Annotated in this window: 22 protein-coding genes; 14 read left to right on the top strand and 8 right to left on the bottom strand. The window is 68.7% G+C overall.

The genetic code is table 11. The annotated features are described in order from the left end of the window. Positions 1 to 5: 5 nt before the first annotated feature. Positions 6 to 1,583, bottom strand: a complete 1,578-nt coding sequence (locus tag OEZ60_RS05710) for a beta-1,6-N-acetylglucosaminyltransferase (RefSeq protein ID WP_263334076.1) — start codon at positions 1,581 to 1,583, stop codon at positions 6 to 8. A 140-nt stretch (positions 1,584 to 1,723) separates the two neighbouring features. Between OEZ60_RS05710 and OEZ60_RS05705 the strand changes: the two genes are divergently transcribed. The 3 genes from OEZ60_RS05705 to polA all read left to right on the top strand — a co-directional run bounded on the left by OEZ60_RS05705 (position 1,724) and on the right by polA (position 5,879). Beyond that, the gene (locus tag OEZ60_RS05705; protein ID WP_263334074.1) at positions 1,724 to 2,542 is read left to right on the top strand and encodes a sulfotransferase family protein; all 819 of its coding nucleotides are present in this window, start codon (positions 1,724 to 1,726) and stop codon (positions 2,540 to 2,542) included. A 1-nt stretch (position 2,543) separates the two neighbouring features. Beyond that, entirely contained in the window at positions 2,544 to 2,954 is a 411-nt protein-coding gene (locus OEZ60_RS05700) for a DUF3052 domain-containing protein (protein WP_263334072.1), read from the top strand. A gap of 105 nt (positions 2,955 to 3,059) precedes the next feature. Next, positions 3,060 to 5,879: a DNA polymerase I gene (polA, locus tag OEZ60_RS05695; RefSeq protein ID WP_263334070.1), complete on the top strand. Its 2,820-nt coding sequence runs from the start codon at positions 3,060 to 3,062 to the stop codon at positions 5,877 to 5,879. Positions 5,880 to 5,924: 45 nt separating this feature from the next. On the opposite strand, the gene OEZ60_RS05690 is transcribed toward polA, so the two are convergent. Next, positions 5,925 to 6,839: an aldo/keto reductase gene (locus OEZ60_RS05690; protein ID WP_263334069.1), complete on the bottom strand. Its 915-nt coding sequence runs from the start codon at positions 6,837 to 6,839 to the stop codon at positions 5,925 to 5,927. A gap of 111 nt (positions 6,840 to 6,950) precedes the next feature. Between OEZ60_RS05690 and OEZ60_RS05685 the strand changes: the two genes are divergently transcribed. Both OEZ60_RS05685 and OEZ60_RS05680 read left to right on the top strand, forming a co-directional pair. After that, positions 6,951 to 7,916, top strand: a complete 966-nt coding sequence (locus tag OEZ60_RS05685; RefSeq protein WP_263334067.1) for an AraC family transcriptional regulator — start codon at positions 6,951 to 6,953, stop codon at positions 7,914 to 7,916. Positions 7,917 to 7,952: 36 nt separating this feature from the next. Next, positions 7,953 to 8,531, top strand: coding sequence for a cupin domain-containing protein (locus OEZ60_RS05680; RefSeq protein ID WP_263334065.1), 579 nt, complete (start codon positions 7,953 to 7,955; stop codon positions 8,529 to 8,531). On the opposite strand, the gene OEZ60_RS05675 is transcribed toward OEZ60_RS05680, so the two are convergent. Next, the gene (locus tag OEZ60_RS05675) at positions 8,528 to 9,226 is read right to left on the bottom strand and encodes a helix-turn-helix transcriptional regulator (protein ID WP_263334064.1); all 699 of its coding nucleotides are present in this window, start codon (positions 9,224 to 9,226) and stop codon (positions 8,528 to 8,530) included. The genes OEZ60_RS05680 and OEZ60_RS05675 overlap by 4 nt on opposite strands. After that, a complete protein-coding gene (locus OEZ60_RS05670) occupies positions 9,226 to 9,597 on the bottom strand; it encodes a VOC family protein (protein ID WP_263334062.1) in 372 nt (123 codons plus the stop codon). Before OEZ60_RS05670 ends, OEZ60_RS05675 begins: the two co-directional genes overlap by 1 nt. A 176-nt stretch (positions 9,598 to 9,773) precedes the next feature. Here OEZ60_RS05670 and OEZ60_RS05665 point away from each other — a divergent pair, with 176 nt between their 5' ends. The 3 genes from OEZ60_RS05665 (at position 9,774) to OEZ60_RS05655 (ending at position 12,249) form a co-directional block, all read left to right on the top strand. After that, positions 9,774 to 10,574 (top strand): crotonase/enoyl-CoA hydratase family protein, encoded by an 801-nt coding sequence (locus OEZ60_RS05665; RefSeq protein WP_263334061.1) that lies wholly within the window; start codon positions 9,774 to 9,776, stop codon positions 10,572 to 10,574. Positions 10,575 to 10,675: 101 nt separating this feature from the next. After that, positions 10,676 to 11,257 (top strand): methylenetetrahydrofolate reductase C-terminal domain-containing protein, encoded by a 582-nt coding sequence (locus OEZ60_RS05660; protein ID WP_263334059.1) that lies wholly within the window; start codon positions 10,676 to 10,678, stop codon positions 11,255 to 11,257. Beyond that, positions 11,254 to 12,249, top strand: a complete 996-nt coding sequence (locus tag OEZ60_RS05655; RefSeq protein ID WP_263334057.1) for a methylenetetrahydrofolate reductase — start codon at positions 11,254 to 11,256, stop codon at positions 12,247 to 12,249. The genes OEZ60_RS05660 and OEZ60_RS05655 overlap by 4 nt, the downstream gene beginning before the upstream one ends. 67 nt (positions 12,250 to 12,316) lie before the next feature. Here OEZ60_RS05655 and OEZ60_RS05650 read toward each other — a convergent pair whose 3' ends face one another. Next, the gene (locus OEZ60_RS05650) at positions 12,317 to 13,066 is read right to left on the bottom strand and encodes a hydroxypyruvate isomerase family protein (RefSeq protein ID WP_263334055.1); all 750 of its coding nucleotides are present in this window, start codon (positions 13,064 to 13,066) and stop codon (positions 12,317 to 12,319) included. Then, positions 13,067 to 13,666: a DUF1285 domain-containing protein gene (locus tag OEZ60_RS05645; RefSeq protein ID WP_263334053.1), complete on the bottom strand. Its 600-nt coding sequence runs from the start codon at positions 13,664 to 13,666 to the stop codon at positions 13,067 to 13,069. Between the two features lie 61 nt (positions 13,667 to 13,727). Between OEZ60_RS05645 and OEZ60_RS05640 the strand changes: the two genes are divergently transcribed. Genes OEZ60_RS05640 through OEZ60_RS05625 form a run of 4 tightly spaced genes read left to right on the top strand, consistent with a single transcriptional unit; the run spans position 13,728 to position 20,471 of the window. Further along, positions 13,728 to 14,732, top strand: coding sequence for an AAA family ATPase (locus OEZ60_RS05640; protein ID WP_263334051.1), 1,005 nt, complete (start codon positions 13,728 to 13,730; stop codon positions 14,730 to 14,732). After that, complete coding sequence (locus tag OEZ60_RS05635; RefSeq protein WP_263334049.1) at positions 14,729 to 15,625, top strand: DUF58 domain-containing protein; 897 nt, start codon at positions 14,729 to 14,731, stop codon at positions 15,623 to 15,625. Before OEZ60_RS05640 ends, OEZ60_RS05635 begins: the two co-directional genes overlap by 4 nt. Then, positions 15,625 to 18,390 carry a DUF4159 domain-containing protein gene (locus tag OEZ60_RS05630; RefSeq protein WP_263334048.1) on the top strand — a complete coding sequence of 922 codons (2,766 nt, stop codon included), beginning with the start codon at positions 15,625 to 15,627 and terminating at the stop codon, positions 18,388 to 18,390. Before OEZ60_RS05635 ends, OEZ60_RS05630 begins: the two co-directional genes overlap by 1 nt. Continuing rightward, on the top strand, positions 18,387 to 20,471 hold the full coding sequence (locus OEZ60_RS05625) for a hypothetical protein (protein ID WP_263334046.1): 2,085 nt from the start codon (positions 18,387 to 18,389) through the stop codon (positions 20,469 to 20,471). Before OEZ60_RS05630 ends, OEZ60_RS05625 begins: the two co-directional genes overlap by 4 nt. Before the next feature lie 69 nt (positions 20,472 to 20,540). Here the strand turns inward: OEZ60_RS05625 and OEZ60_RS05620 are convergent, their stop codons facing one another. Continuing rightward, the gene (locus OEZ60_RS05620; RefSeq protein WP_263334044.1) at positions 20,541 to 20,735 is read right to left on the bottom strand and encodes a hypothetical protein; all 195 of its coding nucleotides are present in this window, start codon (positions 20,733 to 20,735) and stop codon (positions 20,541 to 20,543) included. A gap of 174 nt (positions 20,736 to 20,909) precedes the next feature. Continuing rightward, the gene (locus tag OEZ60_RS05615; protein ID WP_263334042.1) at positions 20,910 to 21,266 is read right to left on the bottom strand and encodes a hypothetical protein; all 357 of its coding nucleotides are present in this window, start codon (positions 21,264 to 21,266) and stop codon (positions 20,910 to 20,912) included. Positions 21,267 to 21,414: 148 nt separating this feature from the next. On the opposite strand from OEZ60_RS05615, the gene OEZ60_RS05610 reads away from it, so the two are divergent. Both OEZ60_RS05610 and OEZ60_RS05605 read left to right on the top strand, forming a co-directional pair. Beyond that, positions 21,415 to 22,848, top strand: coding sequence for an FAD-linked oxidase C-terminal domain-containing protein (locus OEZ60_RS05610; RefSeq protein WP_263334040.1), 1,434 nt, complete (start codon positions 21,415 to 21,417; stop codon positions 22,846 to 22,848). Between the two features lie 70 nt (positions 22,849 to 22,918). Further along, on the top strand, positions 22,919 to 24,028 hold the full coding sequence (locus tag OEZ60_RS05605) for an FAD-binding protein (protein ID WP_263334038.1): 1,110 nt from the start codon (positions 22,919 to 22,921) through the stop codon (positions 24,026 to 24,028).

Below are 24,028 nucleotides of genomic sequence, written 5' to 3'. Positions count from 1 at the left end.
CTTCCTCAATCGGCGAACATGTGCTCGGTTGCCGCGATCTCGCGCGCGGCACCTTCCGAAATATCGAGAAACGCCGCCAAAGGCACGGTGTTTTCCTCGACCGACCGGCCCTCGAGTATCCGGTGGAACCGGGAAAATCCGGCATCGCGGATGCGGTCGCTCTCGTAGCGCAGGTCGTGGCGGATCGTCGGCAGGAGCCGGCTGAGCGCCTCCGAGCCGGTGTGCTCGCCCGCAAGGCCGACCCGGCGGGCGTGGCCGACGAGATAGTCATCCGAATAGCGGCAGTCGACTTCGAGGATCCGCACGGTGGCCCGGTCGGAGCAGAAATCCTGCATCAGCTCGAAGCTCGACGGATCGAGGCAGATGATGAGCCGGTCGGTCCGGTGGTACCCGTAAAGCATCCGCATCAGCGCCCGGTGGTGGCGGGCGCGCTTTTCCAGCGTTGTCTCGATGCCGCCGAGATCGGGCAGCGACGTCCCTTCCTCGTTGAACAGGTATTCGATCACCGGCACCTGTGCGACCTGCCCGGCGCGCCGGGCGAGCCGCTTGGCGACATGCCATTTCTTGCACACCACGATCATCAGTTCGCGCTCGCTGCCGATGCTCGCCTCGGTTTCCCAGAACCTCCGGGCGAAACGCCGCCCCGAGCGGCCACGCCCTGCGAGGAAGGCGTAGAGCCGCTCCCCTTCGTTCGAGATCCGGAACTGCACGCCCCGCGCGGCATAGAGGTCGCCGAGCCGCACCTTAAGTTCATGCGCATCGGGGCTGATCTTGCGGGCGAAGAGGAAGTCCTGACCGAGGAGAAGGTCGTAGTGGTCGTTGTAGAGCGTCACCGGCATCCCGTAGTCGGTGAACAGCTTGAAGGTGAGCGTGCGCGAGCGGATCTCGCGCTCTGGCACGAGGTGGCGCACCAGCGTCTGGAAGAAGGTCTCGTCGGGGATCCAGGTCGTGCGGAAGAACCGCATCACGTCGCGCCGTTGTTGCACGAAGTCGAACACCGCCTCGATGGTGTTGCGCCTGAGGCACCACCACTGGCTGCCAATCATCATCTGCAGGTCAGCGGGAGGCGCCCGCCTGAGACCGAGCCGCCGTTGCAGGTTCAGCGAGGCATAGAACAGCCGCTTGTGGCTGCGTTCGTTGAACGGGTGGCGATAGACGAGACGTTCTTCCCTGATCCCGGTCTTGATCCAGTCGGAGCCGAAGAAATCGAAGCTCTCGACATAGTCGACATCCTCCGCATCGAGGAAGGCATGTACATATTCGGCCGACTTGATCGCTATGCAGTCGCCCGACAGGAGGAGAAAATGCGTTGCGTCGGGAAACGCGTCGAGCGCCGCGCGGGTCGCGTTCAGCGTGCCCTGCACGAGGCTCCAGGCGCCCCAGCCGCACCGGACCCTGCGCCGCGCGAATGTGACATTGGGATTGCCGGCCAGTTCGGCGCGGATCCGCGCGTAGTCGGCCGGATTGGCGCGCGCGTCGAAGTGGATCGCCATGCAGTCGCCGGTCGCGGTAAGCCGCCGGGCCTGCGCGATGATCCCCTCGGGGTCCTTATGGCACAGCAGGATGAAGGCGATTCTTGCCATTGGTGAAACCTGGAAGCCGCTGCTTGGCTGTTTACCGGGCTAATTACCCTCAACGGCCGTTGAAAAGACAGTGTTTCTTTGCTCTTTATGCAGCAATTCGAGCGCGGGTTACGAGGCGGCCCGATTTTGGAGGCGATTTCATGGGTTTTCCCGGCACCTGGATGACTGAGAGCGAGAGCGTGGTCTATCGCGTGGTGCCGAAATGCGCCTGCTCCACGATCGGCCAGATCATGTTCTACTCCGATCACGGGCGTTTCTTCGACGGCGACATCCACGACTCGACCTCGGGCATGCACAAATGGGCGCAGGAGCCGAGCCAGCCCTTGATCGAGGCCAATGTGAAGGCCCATCGCAGCTACACCTTCACCTGCGTGCGCAATCCCTACACGCGGATCCTGTCGTCCTTCTTCGACAAGATCTGCGGCATCCAGAGGAACGGCAAGCGTTACCGCGGCAATCTCGTACCGCTCCTCACCCAGAAGTATGGCATCGAGGTCGGCAGTCCCGACACCGGCTTCGATTTCGACCAGGTCAAGTCGTTCCGCCGCTTCCTCCTGTTCGCGCGCGACACGATCCGCTGGAAGCGGCCGATGGACCCCGACATCCACTGGTCCGCGATGTCGGGCCATGTCGCGACGCTGATCGCCAACGGCGGGCGCTATAATTCGATCATCTTCACCGAGACCTTCAACGACGGCATGCAAAAGGTGCTCGACGCCATCGAGACCCCGGTTCCGGTCGACCTCGCCGCGATCCCGCGCTTCAACGAGAGCGAGGGCCACGGCCCGAAGCGCGCCCATCCGGTCGAAGCCTATTTCGACGACCTCTCGATGCATCTCGTCTACGAGATCTACAAGCGCGACTTCGAGCTCTTCCGCTACGATTTCGAGAACCCGGCGAACAAGATGCCGAAGGGCGAGGTCGACCTCGACGAGGTCCATGCCAAGCTCAGCGAGTAGAATGGCGGGCTATTCCGGCACGCCGCTCGCAAAGAAGCTCGGACTTCGCCCCGGCATGGCGATGGCGGTCCTGAACCCGCCCTGGCCCTATGCCCAAACGCTTGGCCTCGCAATCCGGCCGCAGGAGCCGGAACCCGATGCCGCCCTGCCACATGGGCTCGACTTCCTGCATCTTTTCACAACCTCCTGCGCCGAACTCGACCGTCGCCTTTCCGAGGCGCGCCGGACGATCGCCCCGGACGGCATGATATGGGTGAGCTGGCCCAAGAAAGCCTCGAAACGCCCCTCCGAGATCACCGAGGATACGGTGCGCGAGGTCGCGCTGCCCCTCGGCCTCGTCGATGTGAAGGTCTGCGCCGTGGACGAGGTCTGGTCCGGGCTGAAGCTCGTCATACGTCGCGGCCTGCGGTGACGGCGGCGGGCACCCGGCCGGGGAACATCTGACGACCGTTGGCCGCGGGTGGCGCTCGCGCGCGGATCATGCGAATAGTCGGTCACGCGCAGGACGGGGGGCGACATGACATTCGGCAAGGGCTGCCATCTGCATCTGATCGACGGCTCGGCCTTCATCTTCCGCGCCTATCACGCGCTGCCGCCCCTGACGCGCAAGTCCGACGGGCTGCCGATCGGCGCGGTGGCGGGATTTTGCAACATGCTCTGGTCGCTTCTCACCCAGAACAGCGGTAAGGACGGCCCGACCCACATCGCCTGCGTCTTCGACTATTCCTCCAAGACCTTCCGCGACGACATCTACGATAAGTACAAGGCCAACCGGCCGGACCTGCCCGAGGACCTGCGCCCGCAGTTCCCGCTTACGCGCGAGGCGACGCGGGCCTTCAACGTTGCCTGCCTCGAGCTTGAGAACTACGAGGCCGACGACATCATCGCGACCCTCGCCCGGCAGGCGACCGAGGCGGGTGGCGAGGTGACGATCATCTCGTCGGACAAGGACCTGATGCAGCTCGTCGGCGGCGGCGTCGAGATGTTCGACGCGATGAAGAACCGCCGGATCGGCGTCGAGGAGGTCGAGGAGAAGTTCGGCGTCAAGCCCGACCGCGTGGTCGACGTGCAAGCGCTGGCCGGGGATTCGGTCGACAACGTACCCGGCGCACCGGGGATCGGGGTGAAGACCGCCGCACTTCTCATCAACGAATACGGCGATCTGGAGACGCTTCTGGCGCGCGCCGAAGAGATCAAGCAGCCGAAGCGACGCCAGGCGCTGATCGACAATGCCGAACTCATCCGCATCTCCAAGCGGCTGGTGACGCTCGACGTGCATACGCCGGTCGAATGGGGGCTCGACGAGCTCGAGGTGAAGGCGCCCGAGGCGGAGCCGCTGATGGACTTCCTCGCGCAGATGGAGTTTCGCACCCTGACGAAGCGGGTCGCCGAGGCGCTGAAGGTCGAAGCCCCGGCGATCCCCGAGACGCCGGCGGTGCCAGTCACGCACGAAGCCGCCGAGGCGCCGCCGCAGGCGGTCGCCGAGGCGGTTCCCTTCGATACCGGCAAATATGAATGCGTCCGCGACGCCAAGGCGCTCGTGCGCTGGATCGCGGCGATCCGCGACCGCGGTTATGTCGCCGTCGATACCGAAACCACCAGCCTCGACGAGATGCGGGCGGAGCTTGTCGGCATCTCGCTCTCGGTCGTGCCGGGCGAGGCCTGCTACATCCCGCTCGGCCACCGGCAGGGCGGCGGCGATCTCTTCGGCTCGAACGAGCTGGCCGAGGGGCAGATGGCGCTCGACGAGGCGCTCGGGCTTCTGAAACCGGTGCTGGAGGATGATGCGATCCTCAAGATCGGCCAGAACATGAAATACGACTGGAAGATCTTCGCCCGTCACGGGGTGCGGGTGGCCCCGATCGACGACACGATGCTCATGTCCTACGCGATGCATTCGGGGCTGCACAACCACGGCATGGACGGGCTTTCCGAGCGCTATCTCGGCCATGCGCCGATCGAGATCAAGTCGCTCCTCGGCAGCGGCAAGTCGGCGATCACCTTCGACCGGGTGCCGATCGACGAGGCGGTGAAATACGCCGCCGAGGATGCCGATGTCACGCTTCGGCTCTGGCAGGCGTTCAAGCCCAACCTGCACCGGGCACGGGTGACGACGGTCTACGAGACGCTGGAGCGCCCGCTGGTGCCGGTGCTGGCCGAGATGGAGATGGCGGGCATCCGCGTCGATGCGGCGACGCTCAATCGCATGTCGAACGCCTTCGCCCAGAAGATGGCCGGGCTCGAGGCCGAGATCCAGGAACTCGCGGGCGAGCCCTTCAACGTCGGCAGCCCCAAGCAGCTTGGCGAGATCCTCTTCGACAAGATGGCGCTTCCGGGCGGGCAGAAGGGCAAGACCGGGGCCTATGCGACGGGTGCCGATGTCCTCGAGGACCTCGCCGCCGAGGGTCACGACCTGCCGGGCCGCGTACTCGACTGGCGCCAGCTGTCGAAGCTCAAGTCGACCTATACCGACGCGCTTCAGGGCCATGTGAACCCCGAGACGGGCCGCGTCCACACCTCTTACGTCATCGCCGGCGCCAATACCGGGCGGCTCGCTTCGACCGATCCGAACCTGCAGAACATCCCCGTCCGGACCGAGGAGGGCCGCCGCATCCGCGAGGCCTTCGTTGCCGGACCGGGGATGCGGCTCGTCTCGCTCGACTACAGCCAGATCGAGCTCAGGATCCTCGCCCATGTCGCCGATATTCCCGAGCTGAAGACCGCGTTCCGCGAGGGCGTGGACATCCATGCGATGACAGCCTCCGAGATGTTCGGCGTGCCGGTCGAGGGCATGGACCCGATGGTGCGGCGCCGGGCCAAGGCGATCAATTTCGGCGTGATCTACGGGATTTCCGGCTTCGGCCTCGCCCGCAACCTGCGGATCCCGCGCGCCGAGGCGCAGGGCTTCATCGACCGCTATTTCGAGCGGTTCCCGGGGATCAAGACCTACATGGACGCGACCGTGGCCTTCGCGAAGGAGCACGGGTATGTCCAGACCCTTTTCGGCCGCAAGATCCACACGCCCGAAATCAACGCCAAGGGCCCGACGGCGGGCTTTGCCCGGCGCGCCGCGATCAACGCGCCGATCCAGGGCGCTGCGGCCGACGTGATCCGCCGCGCGATGATCCGCATGCCGGGGGCGATCGCGGGCCTGCCCGCGACGATGCTGCTGCAGGTCCATGACGAACTGCTCTTCGAGGTCGAGGAGGGCGCGGTGGACAAGCTCGTCAAGACCGCGCGCGGGGTCATGGAGGGGGCGGCGCATCCCGCCGCCCATCTCGACGTGCCGCTCGTGGTCGATGCCGGGCAGGGCGCGAACTGGGCCGAGGCGCACTGAGCGGCGCTTTCGGCGCGTGCCGCGCCGCCTTGCCAGTCGAAAGGCTCAATCGGCCAGGCTTGGGTCGCCGCTTGCCCAGGCGACGCCTTCGCCGCGGTTCATCGTTCGGATCAGCGCCATGTCGGCTTCGTCGATGGAGAAGCCCGCGAGGTCGATGTTCTGCCGCATCCGCTCGGGGTTGAGGCTCTTCGGCAGCACGGCATACCCGTTCTGCACGCCCCAGCGCAGCAGGACCTGCGCCTCGGTCACGCCGTACTTCGCCGCCATCCCGGCAAAGGCATGGCCGTCATCCTTCATCGCGTCGCTCTTGTTGCTGTCCTGCCCGGGTTCGGAGCGCCATGTCGACAGCGGGACGAGGCTGCTGTAGGCGATCGGCGCGATGCCGTTCGCCTTCATGTAGGCGAGCAGATCGGGCTTTTGCGACCAGGGGTGCAACTCGATCTGGTTGGCTTCGGGCATCGGCAGCCCGGCGGCCTTGATCTCTTCCAGATGCGCCTGGTTGAAGTTGCTCACGCCGATGCTGCGGGCCTTGCCGGTCCGCTTCAGCTCCAGAAGTGCCCGCCACTGCCCGATCCGTTCCGAGCCACCAAAAGGTACATGGATCAGGTAGAGGTCGACATGGTCGAGCCCGAGCCGCGCGAGGCTCGCTTCGGCTTCAGCCAGGGTTTGCGCCTCGGTCTTGGGCGCGTCGCCCCAGGCCGGGTTGCCGGGCCAGAGCTTCGTCGTCACGAAGATGTCGTCGCGCGACAGGCCGGTCGCCTCCAGACCGGCGCGCAGACCGGCGCCGACGCCCTCTTCGTTCCGGTAGCCGGCGGCGGTGTCGATATGGCGGTAGCCGGCGATGATGGCGTTGCGAACGGCCGCGGCCGCGTCCTCGTTCGAGATCAGGTAGGTGCCGAAACCAACGGCGGGGATATCGGTGCCGGCGTTCAGGGGAAAGGTTTTGTGCAGGGCGCTCATGTCTGTCTCCGTCGGCTGTTTGCTGGCCGTGACTCTAGTGGCATGGGGGTGTCCGTGCCTGCCACATCCTCCGTTTGACCTGCCTGTTCCTCCGAAGTTCCGGGGAAATCGGTGCATGTCGCGATGGAGTCTGGTAATGCAAGGACGGAGGGTGCGTGCATGAACTTCGACCATCTGATCGCCTTGAGCGAGCGATACGCAGCCAAATACAGTGGGAAATCGGAAGGTCTGCCCGGCCTATTCATACTCCGCAAGGAAACCGTCAGCAGTTTCGAGGCGGTGATCTACCAGCCGGTGATTTGCCTGATTCTTCAGGGCGCCAAGGAAACGTTCGTCGGGGATCAGGGCGCACGGTTGCAGGCGGGCGATGCCTTGCTGGTGAGCCACGACGTGCCGGTCGTCTCGAGGATCACCAAGGCCAGTGCGACCGAACCCTATCTCGCGCTGATCCTGTCGCTCGATCTCGCGCTGGTGCGCAGCCTTTACGAACGGGTTGGCGAGGCGCTGCCGCCGGCAGACAGGGCAAGGTCGCTGTCGGCCGCGCCGGCCGATCCGGCATGGATCGACCCCCTGGGCCGCTACCTCGCGATGATGGACCGGCCGCTCGATGCCCGGGTGCTGGGGCCGGCGGTCCTGCGAGAGGTCCACTACCGGCTGCTCATGTCGCCGATCGGGGGAATGCTGCGCAACCTCCTGTCCATCGACAGCCATGCCAGCCGCATCGCCCGGGCGATCCTGCGGATCAGGGCCGACTTCCGCGCCCCGCTCGCGGTTTCCGAGCTGGCAAGAACGGCGGGCATGAGCCCGTCCTCGTTTCACGACCACTTCAAGTCGGTGACCGGCACGACGCCGCTGCAATACCAGAAGGACCTGCGCCTGATCGAGGCGCGTGGCCTGCTCGCCGATGGGCGGCAACCGGTATCGGCGGTAGCTTTCGCCGTCGGCTACGAAAGCCCGACCCATTTCAGCCGCGACTACAGCCGCAAGTTCGGTCGGCCCCCGAGCCGCGACACCCCGAACGCCGGTCCGCGCCCCGGCGGTCCGATTGGCTTGGGTGTTGGCGCCCCGATGCTGTAGACTCCGGGCCTGATGTCCAGGTCGGGGGGCTTAGACATGCTGGAGGTCGGAGCGAGGGTCACGAATCCACGGTCGGGGACCGAGTTCGAACTGCTCGACATGAGCGACACCCATTTCGTCCTGCGCTACACGATGGCGGAACCATCGCGCGCGCCGGATTTCGCGGAGCATTTCCACGTTGGCTGGCACGAGGAGTTCAAGCTTCTGTCCGGCGAGGGCACCTACCGGCTGGACGGCAAGGCCGGGACCGTGAAGGCGGGAGAGACCGCGGTCCTGCCGGAGCGGATCCGCCACGTCCATCCGATGAACACCGGCTCTGGACCGATGGTGATGGAGCAGCACGCCACGGTGACCGATCCCGCGCCGGGCGCGATCCGCGAAACGCTCGGTTTCTTCTTCTCGATCTTCGAATGGGATGCCGCGGGCAAGATCGCGCTCGACCGGCTCGGTCTGCCGCGCCATCCGATGAAGTTCGCGCTGGCGGGGCGGGTGCTCGGGCGCGCTGGCGGCTATGATGCCCGGCTGCCGAAGGGGGCGGCGGATGTCGCGGCCGCCACGGTGGGCCGGCTGGCCGAGATGCTCGGCTACGAGGTGATCGACCCGAAGTGGCGCTAGTCCCGCGCGCAGTCCGTGCGGGAGACTTCTTGCTGGAGGAAGGCCGCGAGGCTCTTGTCGCGTTCGGGGCGGAAGGGGCCGGCAGGCTCGGCCGATGCGATCCGGTCGATGCGAAACATGCGGAAATCCTTGCGCAACTCGCACCAGGCGATGAGCGTCCAGACCTTGCCCCAGAACCAGAGACCGAGCGGCCGCACCCTGCGCTGCGTCGTCGCGCCACCGGCGTCGCGGTAGTCGAGCGTGAGCGTCAGCCGGGCATCGGTCGCGGCATCGAGCCGGTCGACCATCGTGCGGTCGGCGTCAGACAGCGCCCCCGCGTCATGGGCATGGACCGCGACCCCGGCGGGGCGGTCCCTGAGATCGGGCGGCAGCACCGCCTCGATCTTGGCCAGCGCCTCCTCGGCGGCGAGCGCCATCGCCGCGCCGCCGAAGCTCCGGACCATGCGGGCGCCGGCGACCAGTGCGCTGATCTCAGCCTTCGAAAACATCAGCGGCGGCAGGTCGTAGCCTGCACGCATCAGGTAACCGATCCCGGCCTCGCCGTCGATCGGCACGCCGGAGCCGACGAGGTCGGCGATGTCGCGGTAGATCGTGCGCTCGCTGACCTCGAGCCGTTCGGCGAGCATCTTCGCGGTGAGGAGCCGACCGCCCCTGAGATACTGGACGATCTGGAAGAGGCGGTCGGCCCTTCGCATCAGCCCGCCTTCGGTTCGAAGAGCCCGATCGAGTTGCCGTCGGGATCGGTCGCGTAGACGAAGCGGCCGGCCGGGATCGCGATCGGATCGCCGAGCACGGTGCCACCGGCCTTGCGGCAGCGGTCGGCGGCGTCCTCGAGCTTGTCCGAAACCGAGATATGCACGGTCGGGCCGCTGCCCGCGCTCGCCGGCTTGCCGGGATAGAGGTGGCCGCCGATCGTCTCCATGTTGCCGCCGAGGATCGCCATCGGGTTCGGGCCGCTTTCGTCGATTGTCATCTGCCAGTCGAAGGTCGCGTTGTAGAACGCCACCGCCCTCTTCATATCGGAAACCGGGATTTCGCTCCAGACGACAACGGGTTGAGACTGCATGGGGAACTCCTTTCATGCGGGGTTGACGCGGGCGTTGTCGCACAGCCCTCCTGACAGCCTTCTGTCAGGAGCTTTGCGGGTCGCGAATTCGTGACCTCGCGTCACGGCCGCACTGACGGGGTTTTCCCGGAGGACGACGCCAGAGATGATGCAGCGACCTGCAAGAGGAGGCGGCGATGGGCGACGTGGTGCGCGTGACCCTGGGCGAGGACGGCGTGGCCGAGGTCTGCCTGAACCGGCCCGAGCGGAAGAACGCCTGGACGATGGAGATGTTCGACGCGCTCGCCGGGGCGGCCGACGGGCTGTCGCGCGAGAAGGGCCTGCGCGCGGTGATCCTGCGCGGAGCGGGCGGGTGTTTCTCCTCGGGGCTCGACCTCTCGGTGCTGCAGGGTTTCGCGGCCGATATCGAGGGGTTGAAGCGCGAGATCCTAACGCCGCCCGAGGGCGAAGCCGCGAACCGGTTCCAGAAGCCCTGCACCGCCTGGGCGGCGCTGCCGGTGCCTGTGATCGCGGCGGTCGAGGGCGTGGCCTATGGCGCCGGGCTGCAACTCGCCCTTGCCGCCGATTTCCGGATCGCGGCGCCGGATGCGCGGCTATCGGTGATGGAGGCGAAATGGGGGCTCATCCCCGACATGGGGATCAGCCAGTTCCTGCCGCGGCTGATGCGCGCCGATCAGGCCAAGGACCTGATCATGTCGGCCCGCGTCGTCGGCGCCGAAGAGGCGCTGGCGCTCGGGCTCGTGACGCGGCTCGCGGCCGATCCGGTCGCGGCGGCGCGGGAGATGGCGGCGGAGCTTGCGCTGCGCTCGCCCGATGCGCTCACCGCCGCGAAGCGGCTGGTCGAGGCGGGCTGGGTCTTGCCGCTGGGCGAGGGGCTGGCGCTCGAGGCGCGGTTGCAGGCGGACATCCTCGGCGGCGCGAACCAGATCGAGGCGGTGATGGCGGCCATGGCGGGGCGGGCGCCACGCTACCGCTGAAATGGCGGAAGTCTCGGATTTGGCTTGCATTCGCTGCGGCGCCCGCCGATCCTGAAGCCGAGCCGCCATGCTCAGGGCGGCGCGGCGAGCAGGACCAACCCATGTACCGCATTCGACTTTTCGCGATCCGTCATTCCGGCGTCTTCGAGTGGATCTACCAGCGTGTCGAGGGGGTGATGGTGGCACTCGACCCGGTCTTCGCCAAGATCGGCTACAACCGGGTGGAGCGGCCGATCGCGCTGCTGGAGCAGGGGGTGAAGTCGGTTCTCTTCGACTGCAAGATGTGCGGCCAGTGTGCCTTGTCCTCCACCGGCATGTCCTGCCCGATGAACTGCCCCAAGGAGCTGCGGAACGGTCCCTGCGGCGGTGTGCGGCCGGGCAACTACTGCGAGGTGAAGCCCTGGATGAAATGCGTCTGGGCGGCGGCCTGGGACGGCTCGACCCGGATGAAGGGCGGCCAGAAGATCCGCGAGGTGCTGCCGCCGGTCGACCGCAGCCTCAAGGGCTCCTCGTCCTGGCTGAGGGTCAGCCGCGAGAAGGCGGCGAAGCTGCGCGAGGCGCGCGAGGCGGCGCGCACCGCGGTCGCCGAGGCCTTCCCCGAAGCGCGCGCGATCGAACCCGCCGTGGCGCCCCTGGCCGAGGAGCCGGCGAGCGCGGTCAACCGGGAGGTGCTGAAGAAATGAGCACGGGCGACTATTCCGACGAGGTGCCGGTCTATGCCCCGCCGCCCGAGGGCCATGTCTCGCATTCGCGGCTGGAGCGGGTGCTGAGGGCGGGCCGTTTTGCGGTGACGGCGGAGTTGAACCCTCCCGACAGCGCCGATCCGTCGGACGTGTTCGAGGCCGCGCAGCCCCTTGGCGAGGTGGCGGACGCGATCAATGCGACGGACGCGTCGGGCGCGAACTGCCACATGTCGTCGATCGGGATATCGGCGCTTCTGACGCGGGCGGGGTATTCGACCGTCTACCAGATCTCCTGCCGCGACCGGAACCGGATCGCGATCCAAGGCGACGTGCTCGGCGCGGCGGCGATGGGGGTGTCGAACGTCCTGTGCCTCACCGGAGACGGGGTGGGGGTGGGTGACCAGCCGGGCGCGAAGCCGGTCTTCGACTTCGATTCGCTGACGCTGCTCAGGACCATCCGGACGATGCGCGACCAGGGCATGTTTCTCTCGGGCCGCAAGATCACCCGGCCGCCGCAGATGTTTTTAGGCGCCGCCGAAAACCCCTGCATCCCGCCGCATGACTGGCGGCCCGAGCGGCTCGCAAAGAAGGTCGAGGCAGGGGCGGAGTTCATCCAGACCAACTACATCTATGACATTCCGCTCTTCGAGAAGTTCATGGCGCGGGTGCGCGACATGGGGCTCGACAAGAAGGTCTACATCCTCGCGGGTGTCGGGCCCTTGGCCTCGGCCAAGGCGGCGCGGTGGATGCGCTCGAACGTGCCGGGGATCCATGTGCCCGATGCGCTCATCGAGCGGATGGAGAAGGCCGAGAAGCCGGGAGCGGAGGGCAAGAAGATCTGCATCGAGCTCATCCAGCAGATCCGCGAGATCAAGGGCGTCGCGGGGGTGCATGTGATGGCCTACCGGCGCGAGCACCAGGTCTCGGAGATCATTCTCGAATCCGGGGTTCTGGCGGGCCGGCAGCCGCGGCGCAGGTCGGAGCGGCGCTAGGGGGCGCTGCCCCGTCGCCGCTGGCGCGGCGACTCCCCCGGGGTGTTTCCGGCAAGATAAAAGCGCATCAGCGCAGCCAGCCGAGTCCCTCCGCGGTGGCGGCGGCGGGCGCGTATTCGGCGCTGACCCAGCCGGCGTAGCCCTCCGCGTCGAGGCGGGCGAAGAAGGCGGGATAGTCGATCTCGCCGCCTTGCGGTTCGTGGCGGCCGGGGAAGCCCGCGACCTGGACATGGGCCGCGCGGTGGCCGTGGGCGGCCCAGGCTCCCGGCACGTCGCCGGTGATGCGGTGGGCGTGATAGGCGTCGAACTGGAGCGCGAGGTTCGGCGCGGCGACCGCGTCGAGGACGCGGGCTGCCGTGTCGTAGTCGTGAAGGAAGTAGCCCGGTTTGTCGTGGCGGTTGATCGGCTCGATCGTCAGGCTCTGGCCGGGGGCGCGGGCGGCGGCCCAGCGGAGGTTTTCCGTGAAGGTCGCCTCGGCCTCGGGACCGTCCGCCACGCCGGCCATGATGTGGATATGGCGCGGTTTCAGCACATGAGCGAAGCGTAAAGCGCGGTCGAAGTCGCGGCGGAAGCGGTCCTCGAGGCCCGGGACCGCGGCGAAGCCCTGCGGCCCGCCGGTGGCGTTGGGCGGCGGGTAGTTCATCAGGACGAAGGTGAGGCTGTTCCAGACCAGCTGGTCGCGCATCTCCTGCGCGGCGCAGTCATAGGGGAAGAGCACCTCGACCGCATCGAACCCGGCCTCCTTCGCCGCCTTGAAGCGGTCCATGAGGGGGAGTTCGGGAAAGAGCCACGAGAGGTTGGCGCAGAATTTCGGCACTCAGGCGAGCTCCGCCGAGGGGATCGCCGGGAAGAACGTGCCGCCGGACCAGAGGCCGAACCAGCTTTGCCCCTCGTGCTCCTCGTGGGCGCCGAGCTCGATCAGCCGGTAGAAGGTCTTGCGGTCGATCAGCGCCTCGAGATTGGCGCGGACGAGGATGTAGGGCGAGGGCTCGCCGGTCTCGGGGTCGCGGGCGACGCGGATCGGGTGGTCGGGGCCAGCGGTCACCTCGTCCTCGACATTGGTAAGGAAGGTGATCGCCTGGTCGCGGCCGGCCCCGGCCGCATTGGCGTCCACCGCGACGAAGGGGGCGTCGACGACGCGGATGCCGACCTTCTCCACCGGGGTCACGAGGAAATAGTCGTCGCCGTCCTTGCGGATGATCGAGGAGAAGAGCTTCACCAGCCCGTGCCGGCCGATCGGCGTGCCGAGGTAGAACCAGGTGCCGTCGCGGCGGATCTCCATGTCGAGATCGCCGCAGAAGGGCGGGTTCCAGAGATGGACGGGGGGCGGCCCCTTCTTGCCGGCGGCCTTGGCCGCGGCCGCGAGGTTTTCCGCCGAGGGTTTCACGATCAATTGTTCGGGGTCTGTTTTTGCCATTGGTGCCGGGTTGGAATTCTGCCTTTATGCTCACAACTATAACGAAGGAGGAGGGCTTGTCATGGCCGATACCACCGAGCTTCTCGCCGGGATCGAGGCCTTGGGCGAAAAGATCGCCGAGGCGCGGCAGGCGGTGGGGCGGCGCTTCATCGGGCAGGAACGGGTGGTCGAGCTGTCGCTCGCGGCCCTGCTGTGCGGCGGGCACGGGCTTCTGGTCGGATTGCCCGGCATGGGCAAGACCATGCTCGTCGACACGCTCGGCACGGTGATGGGGCTGAAATCGGGGCGGGTACAGTTCACGCCGGACCTGATGCCGGCCGACATCCTCGGCTCGGAGGTGCTGGAGACGGCCGCCGACGGCACGCGCTCGTTCCGCTTCATCGAAGGGCCGGTCTTCTGCCAGCTCCTGATGGCCGACGAGATCAACCGCGCCTCGCCCCGCACCCAGTCGGCGCTCTTGCAGGCGATGCAGGAGCGCGAGGTGACGATCGCCGGCCAGCACCGCCGGCTTCCCGCGCCGTTCCATGTGCTCGCCACCCAGAATCCGATCGAGCAGGAGGGGACCTATCCCTTGCCCGAGGCGCAGCTCGACCGGTTCCTCGTGCAGATCGACGTCGACTATCCCGACCGCGGCACCGAGCGCGACATCCTCCTGGCGACGACTGGGGTGGAGAGTGCCGAGTCGCCGCAGGTCTTCACCGCCGCCGATCTCGTCGCGGCGCAGACCACCGTCAGGCGGATGCCGGTCGGCGAGAAGGTGGTGGAGCTGATCCTCGACCTGGTGCGGGCCTGCCGGCCGGGCGAGGCCGAGGCCGGCCGGGCGGTCACCGACAGCGTGAGCTGGGGGCCTGGGCCGCGTGCGGCGCAGGCGCTAATGCTGACGGTCCGGGCACGGGCGCTGCTGCAGGGGCGGCTCGCGCCCTCGGCCGAGGACGTGCTGGCGCTGGCGCGGCCGGTCCTCAGCCACCGGATGGCGCTCTCGTTCGCGGCGCGGGCGCGGGGCGAGAGCCTTGCCGAGATCATCGAGAGCGTGGCGCGTGACGTGACGCGGGCCGAGGCGGCATGACCGAGGCCGCGCCCCATTCCGCCCGTCCGGCGGGCCTGAGGCGCAGGGCGGAGGCGCTCGCCTCGGCGCTGCCGCCCCTGATGGCGGATGCCCGCCACCTGGCGGCGACGGTGCAGCTGGGCGAGCACGGGCGGCGGCTTTCCGGCATGGGCGACGAGTTCTGGCAGTACCGCCCCGCCCATGCCGGCGACGAGGCGCGGCTGATCGACTGGCGCCGCTCGGGCAAGGCCGATGCGCAATTCGTGCGCGAGAAGGAATGGCAGGCGGCGCAGTCGGTGCATCTCTGGGTCGACGATGCCCGCTCGATGGAATTCACCGGCGATCCGAAGCGGCAGGCCAAGGCCGACCGGGCGCGACTTCTGGCGCTGGCTCTCGCGGTGCTCCTGATCCGCGCGGGCGAGCGCGTCGGGCTCGCCGATCCGATCGCGCCGCCGCGCTCGGGCGAGGTGCAGCTTCTGCGCCTTGCGCAAGCCTTCACACGGGCCGCCGGAGAGGCCGATTTCGGCGCGCCCGAGGCGCGGGCGATCCTCGCCGGCTCGCGCGCGGTCTTCCTCTCGGATTTCATGGGAGAGCCCGAGGCGGTCGAGAAGGCGCTGGCGCTCGCCGCCGACAAGGGGGTGACGGGCGTTCTGATGCAGGTGCTCGACCCGGTCGAGGAGGCGTTCCCCTTCGACGGTCGCACGATCTTTGAAAGCATGGGCGGCACGCTGACCCATGAGACCCGCAAGGCCGGCGACCTGCGCGCGCGCTACCAGGAGCGGCTCGCCGAGCGCAAGGCGCGGCTTGCCGGCTACGCGCAGAAGGCGGGCTGGCTCTACACCACCCATCACACCGGCGAACCCGCGCAAGGGGCGCTGCTCTGGATCTACGCGGCGCTCAGGAAGGATCACTGATGCTGATCCTCGGTCCCGTCGGCTTCACGATTCCCTGGCTCCTCTGGGGGCTCGTGCTCTTGCCGGTGCTCTGGCTTCTCCTGCGCGCGATCCCTCCGGCGCCGATCCGGCGGCGGTTTCCGGGTGTCGCGCTGCTGCTGGGGCTGAAGGATGAGGAGCAGGAAGCCGATCGCACGCCGTGGTGGCTGCTTCTCCTGCGGATGCTCGCGGCGGCGCTCGTCATCGCGGGTTTTGCCGGACCGGTGCTCAATCCGCAGGAAAAGGTCGCCGGGGGCGGGCCGCTTCTCGTCGTCGTCGATGGCGGCTGGGCCGATGCGCGCGACTGGACGCGGCGCGCGGGCCGGATTGCGGCGGCGCTCTCGGAAGCCGGGCGCGCCGGGCGGCCGGTGGCGCTCGTCTCCCTCGCCGATCCGCCGGCGGGCGGCCCGGTCTTCGCCGCCGCCGACGCGGTCGCCGCGAGCCTGCCGGCGCTGGAGCCGAAGCCGTGGGAGCCGGAGGCCGGGGCGCTGGCCGATCTGGCTGCAGCACTGCCGGAGGGCGGCTTCGATACGCTCTGGCTGTCGGACGGGCTCGCGCGGGAGGGGCGGGCGGGGCTTGCCGCGGCACTCGCGGCGAAGGGCAAGGTCACGGCGGTCGAGAGCGCGCGGGACGTGATGGCGCTCTCCGGCGCGGGCTATGCCGAGGGCAAGGTCTCGGTCACCGCGCTCAGGGCGCGCCATGCCGGCCCGGCCGCAGCCGAGATCGTCGCGCGCGGGCTCGACCCCGCCGGGATCGAGCGCGAGCTGGCGCGGGCAGAAGCCACGTTCGCCGACGGCGACGGCATGGCCGAGGCGGCGTTCGACCTGCCGCCGGAACTGAGAAACCGCATCACCCGCTTCGAAGTCTCGGGCGAGGCGACGGCGGGCGCGGTGGCGCTGACCGACGACGCGCTGAAGCGGCGCAAGGTCGGGCTCGTGGTCGGCGGCGCGGGGCGCGAGGGTCTGGAGCTGCTCTCGCCCGACCATTACCTGCGCCAGGCGCTGGTGCCGACCGCCGATCTCGTTGAGGGGACCGTCGGCGACGTGCTGCTTGCCAGCCCCGACGTGATCATCCTCGCCGATGTCGCCAAGGTGGCCGAGAGCGACGCGCTGTCGGAATGGATCGAGGAGGGCGGGCTGCTCGTCCGCTTCGCCGGGCCGCGCCTTGCCAATTCCGACGTCGGCCGGGACGCGCTCGACCCGCTGCTGCCGGTGCGGCTCCGGCTTGGCGGCCGGGCGGTCGGCGGAACGATGAGCTGGGGCGAGCCGAAGGCGCTCGCGGCCTTCGCGGATGGGTCGCCCTTCGCCGGGCTGGTGCCGCCCGCCGATGTCGCGGTGAGCGCGCAGGTCCTCGCCCAGCCGGGGCCGGACCTCGCGGCGGCCACGGTGGCGACGCTTGCCGATGGCACGCCGCTCGTCACCCGCCGGACGATCGGCGAGGGGCAGGTGGTGCTCTTCCATGTCGCGGCCAACGCCGAATGGTCGAGCCTGCCCTTGTCGGGGCTCTTCGTGCAGATGCTCGAACGGCTCGCGGTGTCGAGCCGGCCGGCGCGGCCGGAAGAGGCGGATCTCGCGGGCACGACCTGGGTCGCGGAGAAGGTGCTCGACGCCTATGGCGCGCTGGGCGAGGCCGAGGACCTGCCGGGCATCCCCGGCGAGGCGCTGGCCGAGCCGCGGATCGGGCCGGAGCTGCAGCCGGGGCTCTATGCCTCGGGCGACAGGCGGCTCGCGGTGAACGCGGTCGCGCCCGACCGGGTGCTGGCGGCGGCGGAATGGTCCAACGATGTCACCGTCGAGGGGCTGGCTGTCGCGCGCGAAACGCTCCTGAAGGGCTGGTTCCTCGGGGCAGCACTCCTCCTCCTGCTGCTGGACATGATCGCGGCGCTCGCGCTCTCGGGGCGGCTCCGGGGACCGCGGTCGGGTATCGCCGCGCTCCTGCTCGCGATCCTCGCCGCCGGGCTGCCGGGCGAGACCCGCGCCCAGAACGCGGCCGAGGAACAGCTCGTCCGCGCCGCCGGCAATGTCGTCCTCGCCCATGTCCTGACCGGCGACGCCGAGACCGACCGGGTCGCCGAGGCGGGGCTTTGGGGTCTGTCGGAGATCCTCTTCGCCCGCACCTCGGTCGAGCCGGTGGAGCCGCGCGGCGTCGATGTCGAAGGCGACGATCTGGCGGTCTACACCTTTCTCTACTGGCCTGTCACCGCCGACCAGAAGGCGCCGTCGCCCGCGGCCTATGCCCGGCTCAACCGCTATCTGAGGTCCGGCGGCATGATCCTCTTCGACACCCGCGACGGCGATGTCGCGGGCTTCGGCGCGGCGACGCCCGAGGGGCGGCGGCTGCAGGCGCTGGCGGCGCCCCTCGACATCCCGCCGCTGGAACCCTTGCCGAGCGACCATGTGCTGACCCGCAGCTTCTACCTCCTGCAGGATTTCCCTGGCCGCCATGCCGGCCGCGCGGTCTGGGTCGAGGCGGCGCCGCCGGATGCCGAGCGCGCCGAGGGGATGCCGTTCCGCAACCTCAACGACGGCGTGACCCCGGTGGTGATCGGCGGCAACGACTGGGCCTCGGCCTGGGCGGTCGATGACAGCGGCCGGCCGATGTTCCGGGTGGGGCGCGGCCTCGGCGGCGAGCGCCAGCGCGAGATCGCGTATCGCTTCGGCGTCAACCTGATCATGTATGTGCTGACCGGCAACTACAAATCCGACCAGGTTCATGTGCCGACGCTGTTGGAAAGGCTGGGGCAATGACCGGGCATGTCGTCTTCGATCCGTTCCTGCCCTGGCCGCTGATCTGGGCCGCCTGCGGTCTGGCGCTGGCCTTCGTGGCAATAGCACTCTGGCGCGGTTTGTCTGGCTGGTGGCTGCGCGGCCTCGCCGCCGCGGCACTTTTGGCGGCAATCGCCGGGCCCTCGCTGCAGACCGAGGAACGGCGCAGCCTCAGCGACATCGTCATTCTCGTCGTTGACGAGAGCGCGAGCCAGAAGATCGCCGACCGCGCCAAGCAGACCGAAGCGGCGGTGGCGCGGGTCGAGGCCGAAATCGCGGCCTTGCCGAACACCGAACTGCGCAAGGTTGTTCTGGGCGACGGCGCCGAGGATGCCGGCACGCTCGCGATGACCGCGCTCGCCCAGGCCCTGGCCGAGGAGCCGCGGGCGCGCGTTGCGGGTGCGATCCTCGTCACCGACGGTCAGGTGCATGATCTGGAGCTTGCGCCCGACATGCCCGCGCCGATGAACGTGCTCCTGACCGGGCACGAAAGCGACTGGGACCGCCGCTTGATGATCAAGACCGCCCCGGTCTTCGGGATTATCGGCGAGCCGGTGCAGCTCACGATCCGCGTCGAGGAGCAGGGTCGGATGCCGGCGGGGCTTGGCGGGCGGCCGGTCATGCTCTCGGTTGCGATCGACGGCGCGCCGCCGGAGACCTATCCGGTGCCGGTGGGAGAGGATATCGACCTGCCGCTGGTGCTCGATCACGGCGGGCAGAACGTGGTGCAACTATGGGTTGAAATCGCCGAAGGCGAACTCACCGATCGCAACAACATGGCCGTGGTGCAGATCAACGGGGTGCGCGACCGGCTCAGGGTGCTTCTGGTCTCGGGCGAGCCCTATGCGGGCGAGCGGACCTGGCGCAACCTACTGAAATCCGACAGCGCGGTGGATCTGGTGCATTTCACCATCCTGCGCCCGCCCGACAAGCAGGACGGCGTGCCGGTCTCGGAGTTGTCGCTGATCGCCTTCCCGACGCGCGAGCTTTTTGTCGAGAAGATCACCGAGTTCGACCTGATCATCTTCGACCGCTACCGGCTGAGGGGCATCCTGCCCTCGGCCTATCTCGACAATATCCGCGACTACGTGCTTGCCGGCGGAGCAGTGCTGGTCGCGGCCGGTCCGGATTTCGCCTCGGCCGAGAGCCTCTATCACTCGGGCCTTGGCGACATCCTGCCCGCAAGGCCGACGGCGCGGGTGATCGAGGGCGGCTTCACGCCGCGCGTCTCCGATCTCGGTCAGCGCCATCCGGTGGCTGAGGGGCTCGAGGCTTTCGCGCCTGAGGGCGGGGCGGCCGGGACGGTCGGGGCGCCCAGTTGGGGGCGCTGGATGCGCTATCTCGAGCTTGCCGATCCTGCCGGGCAGGTGGTGATGGAGGCGCCCGGCGGCCGGCCGCTCCTGGTGCTCAACCGGGTCGCCGAGGGGCGGGTGGCGCTTCTCGGCTCCGATCAGGCCTGGCTCTGGGGGCGCGGGTTCGAGGGCGGCGGGCCGCAGCTCGAGCTGCTGCGCCGACTGGCGCATTGGATGATGAAGGAGCCCGAACTCGAGGAGGAGGCGCTGGTCGCCACCGCGGAAGGCCAAAAACTGACAATCACCCGGCGTACCTTGAGCGAAGGCGCGCGCGAAGTCACCGTGACCGCGCCGGACGGCACCGAGACAGTGTTGCAACTGACCGAAGCGGCACCGGGGCGCTACGAGGCCGAATTCGCGGCGCCCGAGATCGGGCTCTATCGCTTGACTGACGGCGAGTTGAACCGGGTGGTGGCCCTCGGTCCGGCGGCGCCGCGCGAGTTCGAGGAGACGATCGCCTCCGAGGCGCCGCTCGGTCCGGTGGCGGAGGCGAGCCAGGGCGGGTTCCTGCGGATCGAGGACGGGCTTCCGGATGTCCGCACGGTGCGCGCGGGGCGTCCGGCGATCGGGCGCGGCTGGGTCGGCATTACCCCGCGCGATGCCTACCGGACCACCGATATCCGCATCGCGCCGCTGCTTCCGGCCTGGGCGTTCCTCCTGATCGCGCTGGGTCTCAGCGTGCTCGCCTGGCTTCGCGAGGGCCAACGCTGACGCGCCCGAAAGGGCGCGTCAGGGCGTTTTCATGAGAGTGGGGTTTCGATCGCCGCGATGGCAACGCGGTCAGACCGGCATGTTGTCCCACAGGCTGTCCGGATCGTCGTTCGAGACCACGACCCGCAGCCGGCTCTGCCGGAAATTGGCCGGCGCTCCGAGACGGTCGCGCAGCAGGCGCTTCAGCTCTTCGGCACGCTCAGGCTTGGCCAGAATATCGTCCACGATCAAATCTATCTCGTCGCGGCGCTTCGCCTGGCTCATGACATCCTCCCGATTATTGGTTTTGGTTGCGCTGTGGTGCGCAAGGTGACGGCACGAGCGGAGGGTAACACAACCCAAACGATTCTTGATACGCTAAAGTCCGGTCAACTTGACGCAGCGTAAGCGTGGCCCGGAAATGCGGCGGAAATTGGCCGGATCGTTTCTCGAAGCAATTTAATCGGCAAGATCGAGCCTGACTGGTGTCGCGACCCAGCCGTCGAGGGTGCAGCGCGGGCGAATCAGCACGTGGTCGAGGCCATCGGGGACCGCCACGCCGGAGAGGCTCCGGGTGAAGGGCTGCTCCTCGACATGGGGATGTGTGAGCTCGCGGTAGCCGAGCCGGCCGCCGTCGGGCGCGAGCACCTCCCAGCCGCTGGCATAATGGTCCCAGCCGGAATCGGGATGGGTCAGCGTGACGGTGAAGGTAAGGGTGCCGCCGTGGCGTTCCGCACGCGCGCCGGTGACTTGCGGTGGGTCGGCGCAGGCCGGACCGGCTGCCAGGGCGAGGAGGACGAGACACGGGCGGAACATGGCGGCAGAGTGCCACGGCGGGACCGGAGCCGGGATCACATTGATGTGCGGGTGCCCGGTTTCTGCCCGAAAGGAGAGCTGCGCGACAAGGATTCGATTGCGTTTCACGAAAACTGGTTATAATTTCTTACCAGTTTTGAGGTGTGCCATGGATCTACCCGTCGCCGACCGTTCCGTCCTTGCCCGCAAGGCAGAGATCGTCGCGCGGCTTCGCGCGGCGATGGCGGACGGGGCGGTGATCGACGACCCTGCCGAGACCCGCGCCTATGAATGCGATGCGCTTGCCGCCTATCGCTGCGCGCCGCTCGCCGTCGTGTTGCCAGGCTCGACCGCCGAGGTCGCGGCGGTGCTCAAGGTCTGTCACGAGGAGCGGGTGCCGGTGGTGCCGAGGGGGGCGGGAACCTCGCTCGCTGGCGGCGCGCTGCCGACGACGGACAGCGTGATCCTCGGGGTGGCGCGGATGAACCGGGTGCTCGACGTGGATTACGACGACCGCTTCATCCGGGTCGAGGCGGGGCGCACGAACCTTTCGGTCACCGGCGCCGTGGAGGAGGAGGGCTTCTTCTATGCGCCCGATCCCTCCTCGCAGCTCGCCTGTGCAATCGCCGGCAATATCGCGATGAACTCGGGCGGGGCGCATTGCCTGAAATACGGGGTGACGACGAACAACCTGATGGGCGTCACGCTGGTGACGATGGAGGGCGACGTGGTCGAGATCGGCGGCGCGCATCTCGATGCCGGAGGCTATGACCTTCTCGGGGTGGTCTGCGGCTCGGAGGGGCAGCTCGGCGTCGTCACCGAGGCGGTGTTGCGGATCCTGCCAAAGCCCGAGGGGGCGCGGCCGGTGCTGATCGCCTTCGGCTCGAACGAGGTCGCGGGCGCCTGTGTCGCCGACATCATCAAGGCGGGCGTGCTGCCGGTCGCGATCGAGTTCATGGACCGGCCCTGCATCCGCGCCTGCGAGGCCTTCGCCCATGCCGGCTATCCGGATTGCGAGGCGCTCCTGATCGTCGAGGTGGAGGGCGCGGAGGCCGAGATCGACGAGCAACTCGGCCTGATCCGCCAGATCGCGGCGCGGCACGATCCGGTCGAGTTCCGCGAGAGCCGGTCGGCGGAGGAGGCGCAGAAGATCTGGCTCGGCCGCAAGTCGGCCTTCGGCGCCGTAGGGCAGATCAACGACTACATGTGCCTCGACGGGACGATCCCGGTCTCGGCCCTGCCAAAGGTGCTGAAGCGGATCGGCGAGATGAGCCGCGACTTCGGGCTCGATGTGGCGAACGTCTTCCATGCCGGCGACGGCAACATGCATCCGCTGATCCTCTATGATGCCAACAAGCCGGGGGACCTGGAGACCTGCGAGGCGCTCGGGGCGGAGATCCTGAAGCTCTGCGTCGAGGTCGGCGGCTGCCTGACCGGCGAACACGGCGTCGGGATCGAGAAGCGGGACCTGATGGAGGTGCAGTATTCGGCGGCGGACATGGAGGCGCAGATGCGGGTCAAGGACGTGTTCGATCCGCGCTGGCTGCTCAATCCCGCCAAGGTGTTCCCGCTGCACCTAAGCGCCGGGCGGCGGGCGGGGTGAGGCGGCGGCGCCGGGGGTTTTCCACCCCCGGACCCCCGGAGGATATTTTCGAGAAGGTGAAGGCAGCAGCGTGAGGGTTTCATCCGAAGAGGAGCTGGCAGAGGCGGTTCGGGGTGCGTGCGCGCCGCTCACCGTGCGGGGTGGCGGCACGCGGCCCGTCGGCTCGACGGGCGCGGGCGCGGCGCTCGACGTCTCGGGTCTGGCCGGGATCACGCTTTACGAGCCGGGGGCGCTGACGGTCGTCGCGAAGGCGGGCACGCCCTTGGCCGCGCTCGAGGCGGCGCTTGCGGCCGAAGGGCAGCGGCTGGCCTTCGAGCCGGCGGACTGGCGCGGGCTTCTCGGGACCGCCGGGGAACCGACGTTGGGCGGCATGGTGGCCGCGAATGTCTCGGGGCCGCGGCGGGTGCAGGCGGGGGCTTGCCGCGATGCGCTTTTGGGGGTGCGGTTCGTCGACGGGACCGGCGCGGTGGTGAAGAACGGCGGGCGGGTGATGAAGAACGTCACCGGCTATGACCTCGTGAAGCTGATGGCGGGGAGCTGGGGCACTCTCGGCGTGTTGACCGAGGCGGCGTTCAAGGTGCTGCCGGCGCCGGAGGCGGCGGCGACGGTCGTCATCGGGGTCGAGGGTGCGGACGCGGCCGTGCGGGTTCTCTCTGCGGCGCTCGGCACGCCCTTTGACGTGACCGGCGCGGCGTACCTGCCGGGCGAGGGCGCGCTGGTGAGGATCGAGGGCTTTGCCGCCTCGGTCGCCTACCGCGCGGAGCGGCTTGCCGCGGCGCTCGGGGCGCATGGGCCGGTCGCGGTCGAGGCGGACGCCGAGCGGGTCGCGGCGCTCTGGTGCCGGGTCAGGGAGGTGGCGCCGTTCCACGGCAAGGCGGGCGACGTCTGGCGGATCTCGGTCCGGCCCTCGGACGCGCCGGGCCTTGTCGCGCGGATCGGCGGTGCGTGGATGCTCGACTGGGGGGGCGGGCTCGTCTGGGCGCTGGTGCCGGAGGGGAGCGACCTGCGCGCGGCGCTCGGCCCGATCCGGGGCCATGCGACGCTGATCCGCGCCGCGGCGGCGACCCGCGCGCGGATCGCGACCTTCGCGCCGGAGCCGGCGGCACTCGCCGCGATCTCGGCGGGGCTGCGCGCCCGGTTCGACCCGCGCGGCATTCTCAATCCGGGGCTGATGGGCTGA

The sequence above is a fragment of the Albidovulum salinarum genome (assembly GCF_025673475.1).
GTDB lineage: Bacteria > Pseudomonadota > Alphaproteobacteria > Rhodobacterales > Rhodobacteraceae > Albidovulum > Albidovulum salinarum.
Note: the sequence above shows the minus strand (reverse complement) of the source record. Positions and strands in the feature narration are given on the sequence as shown.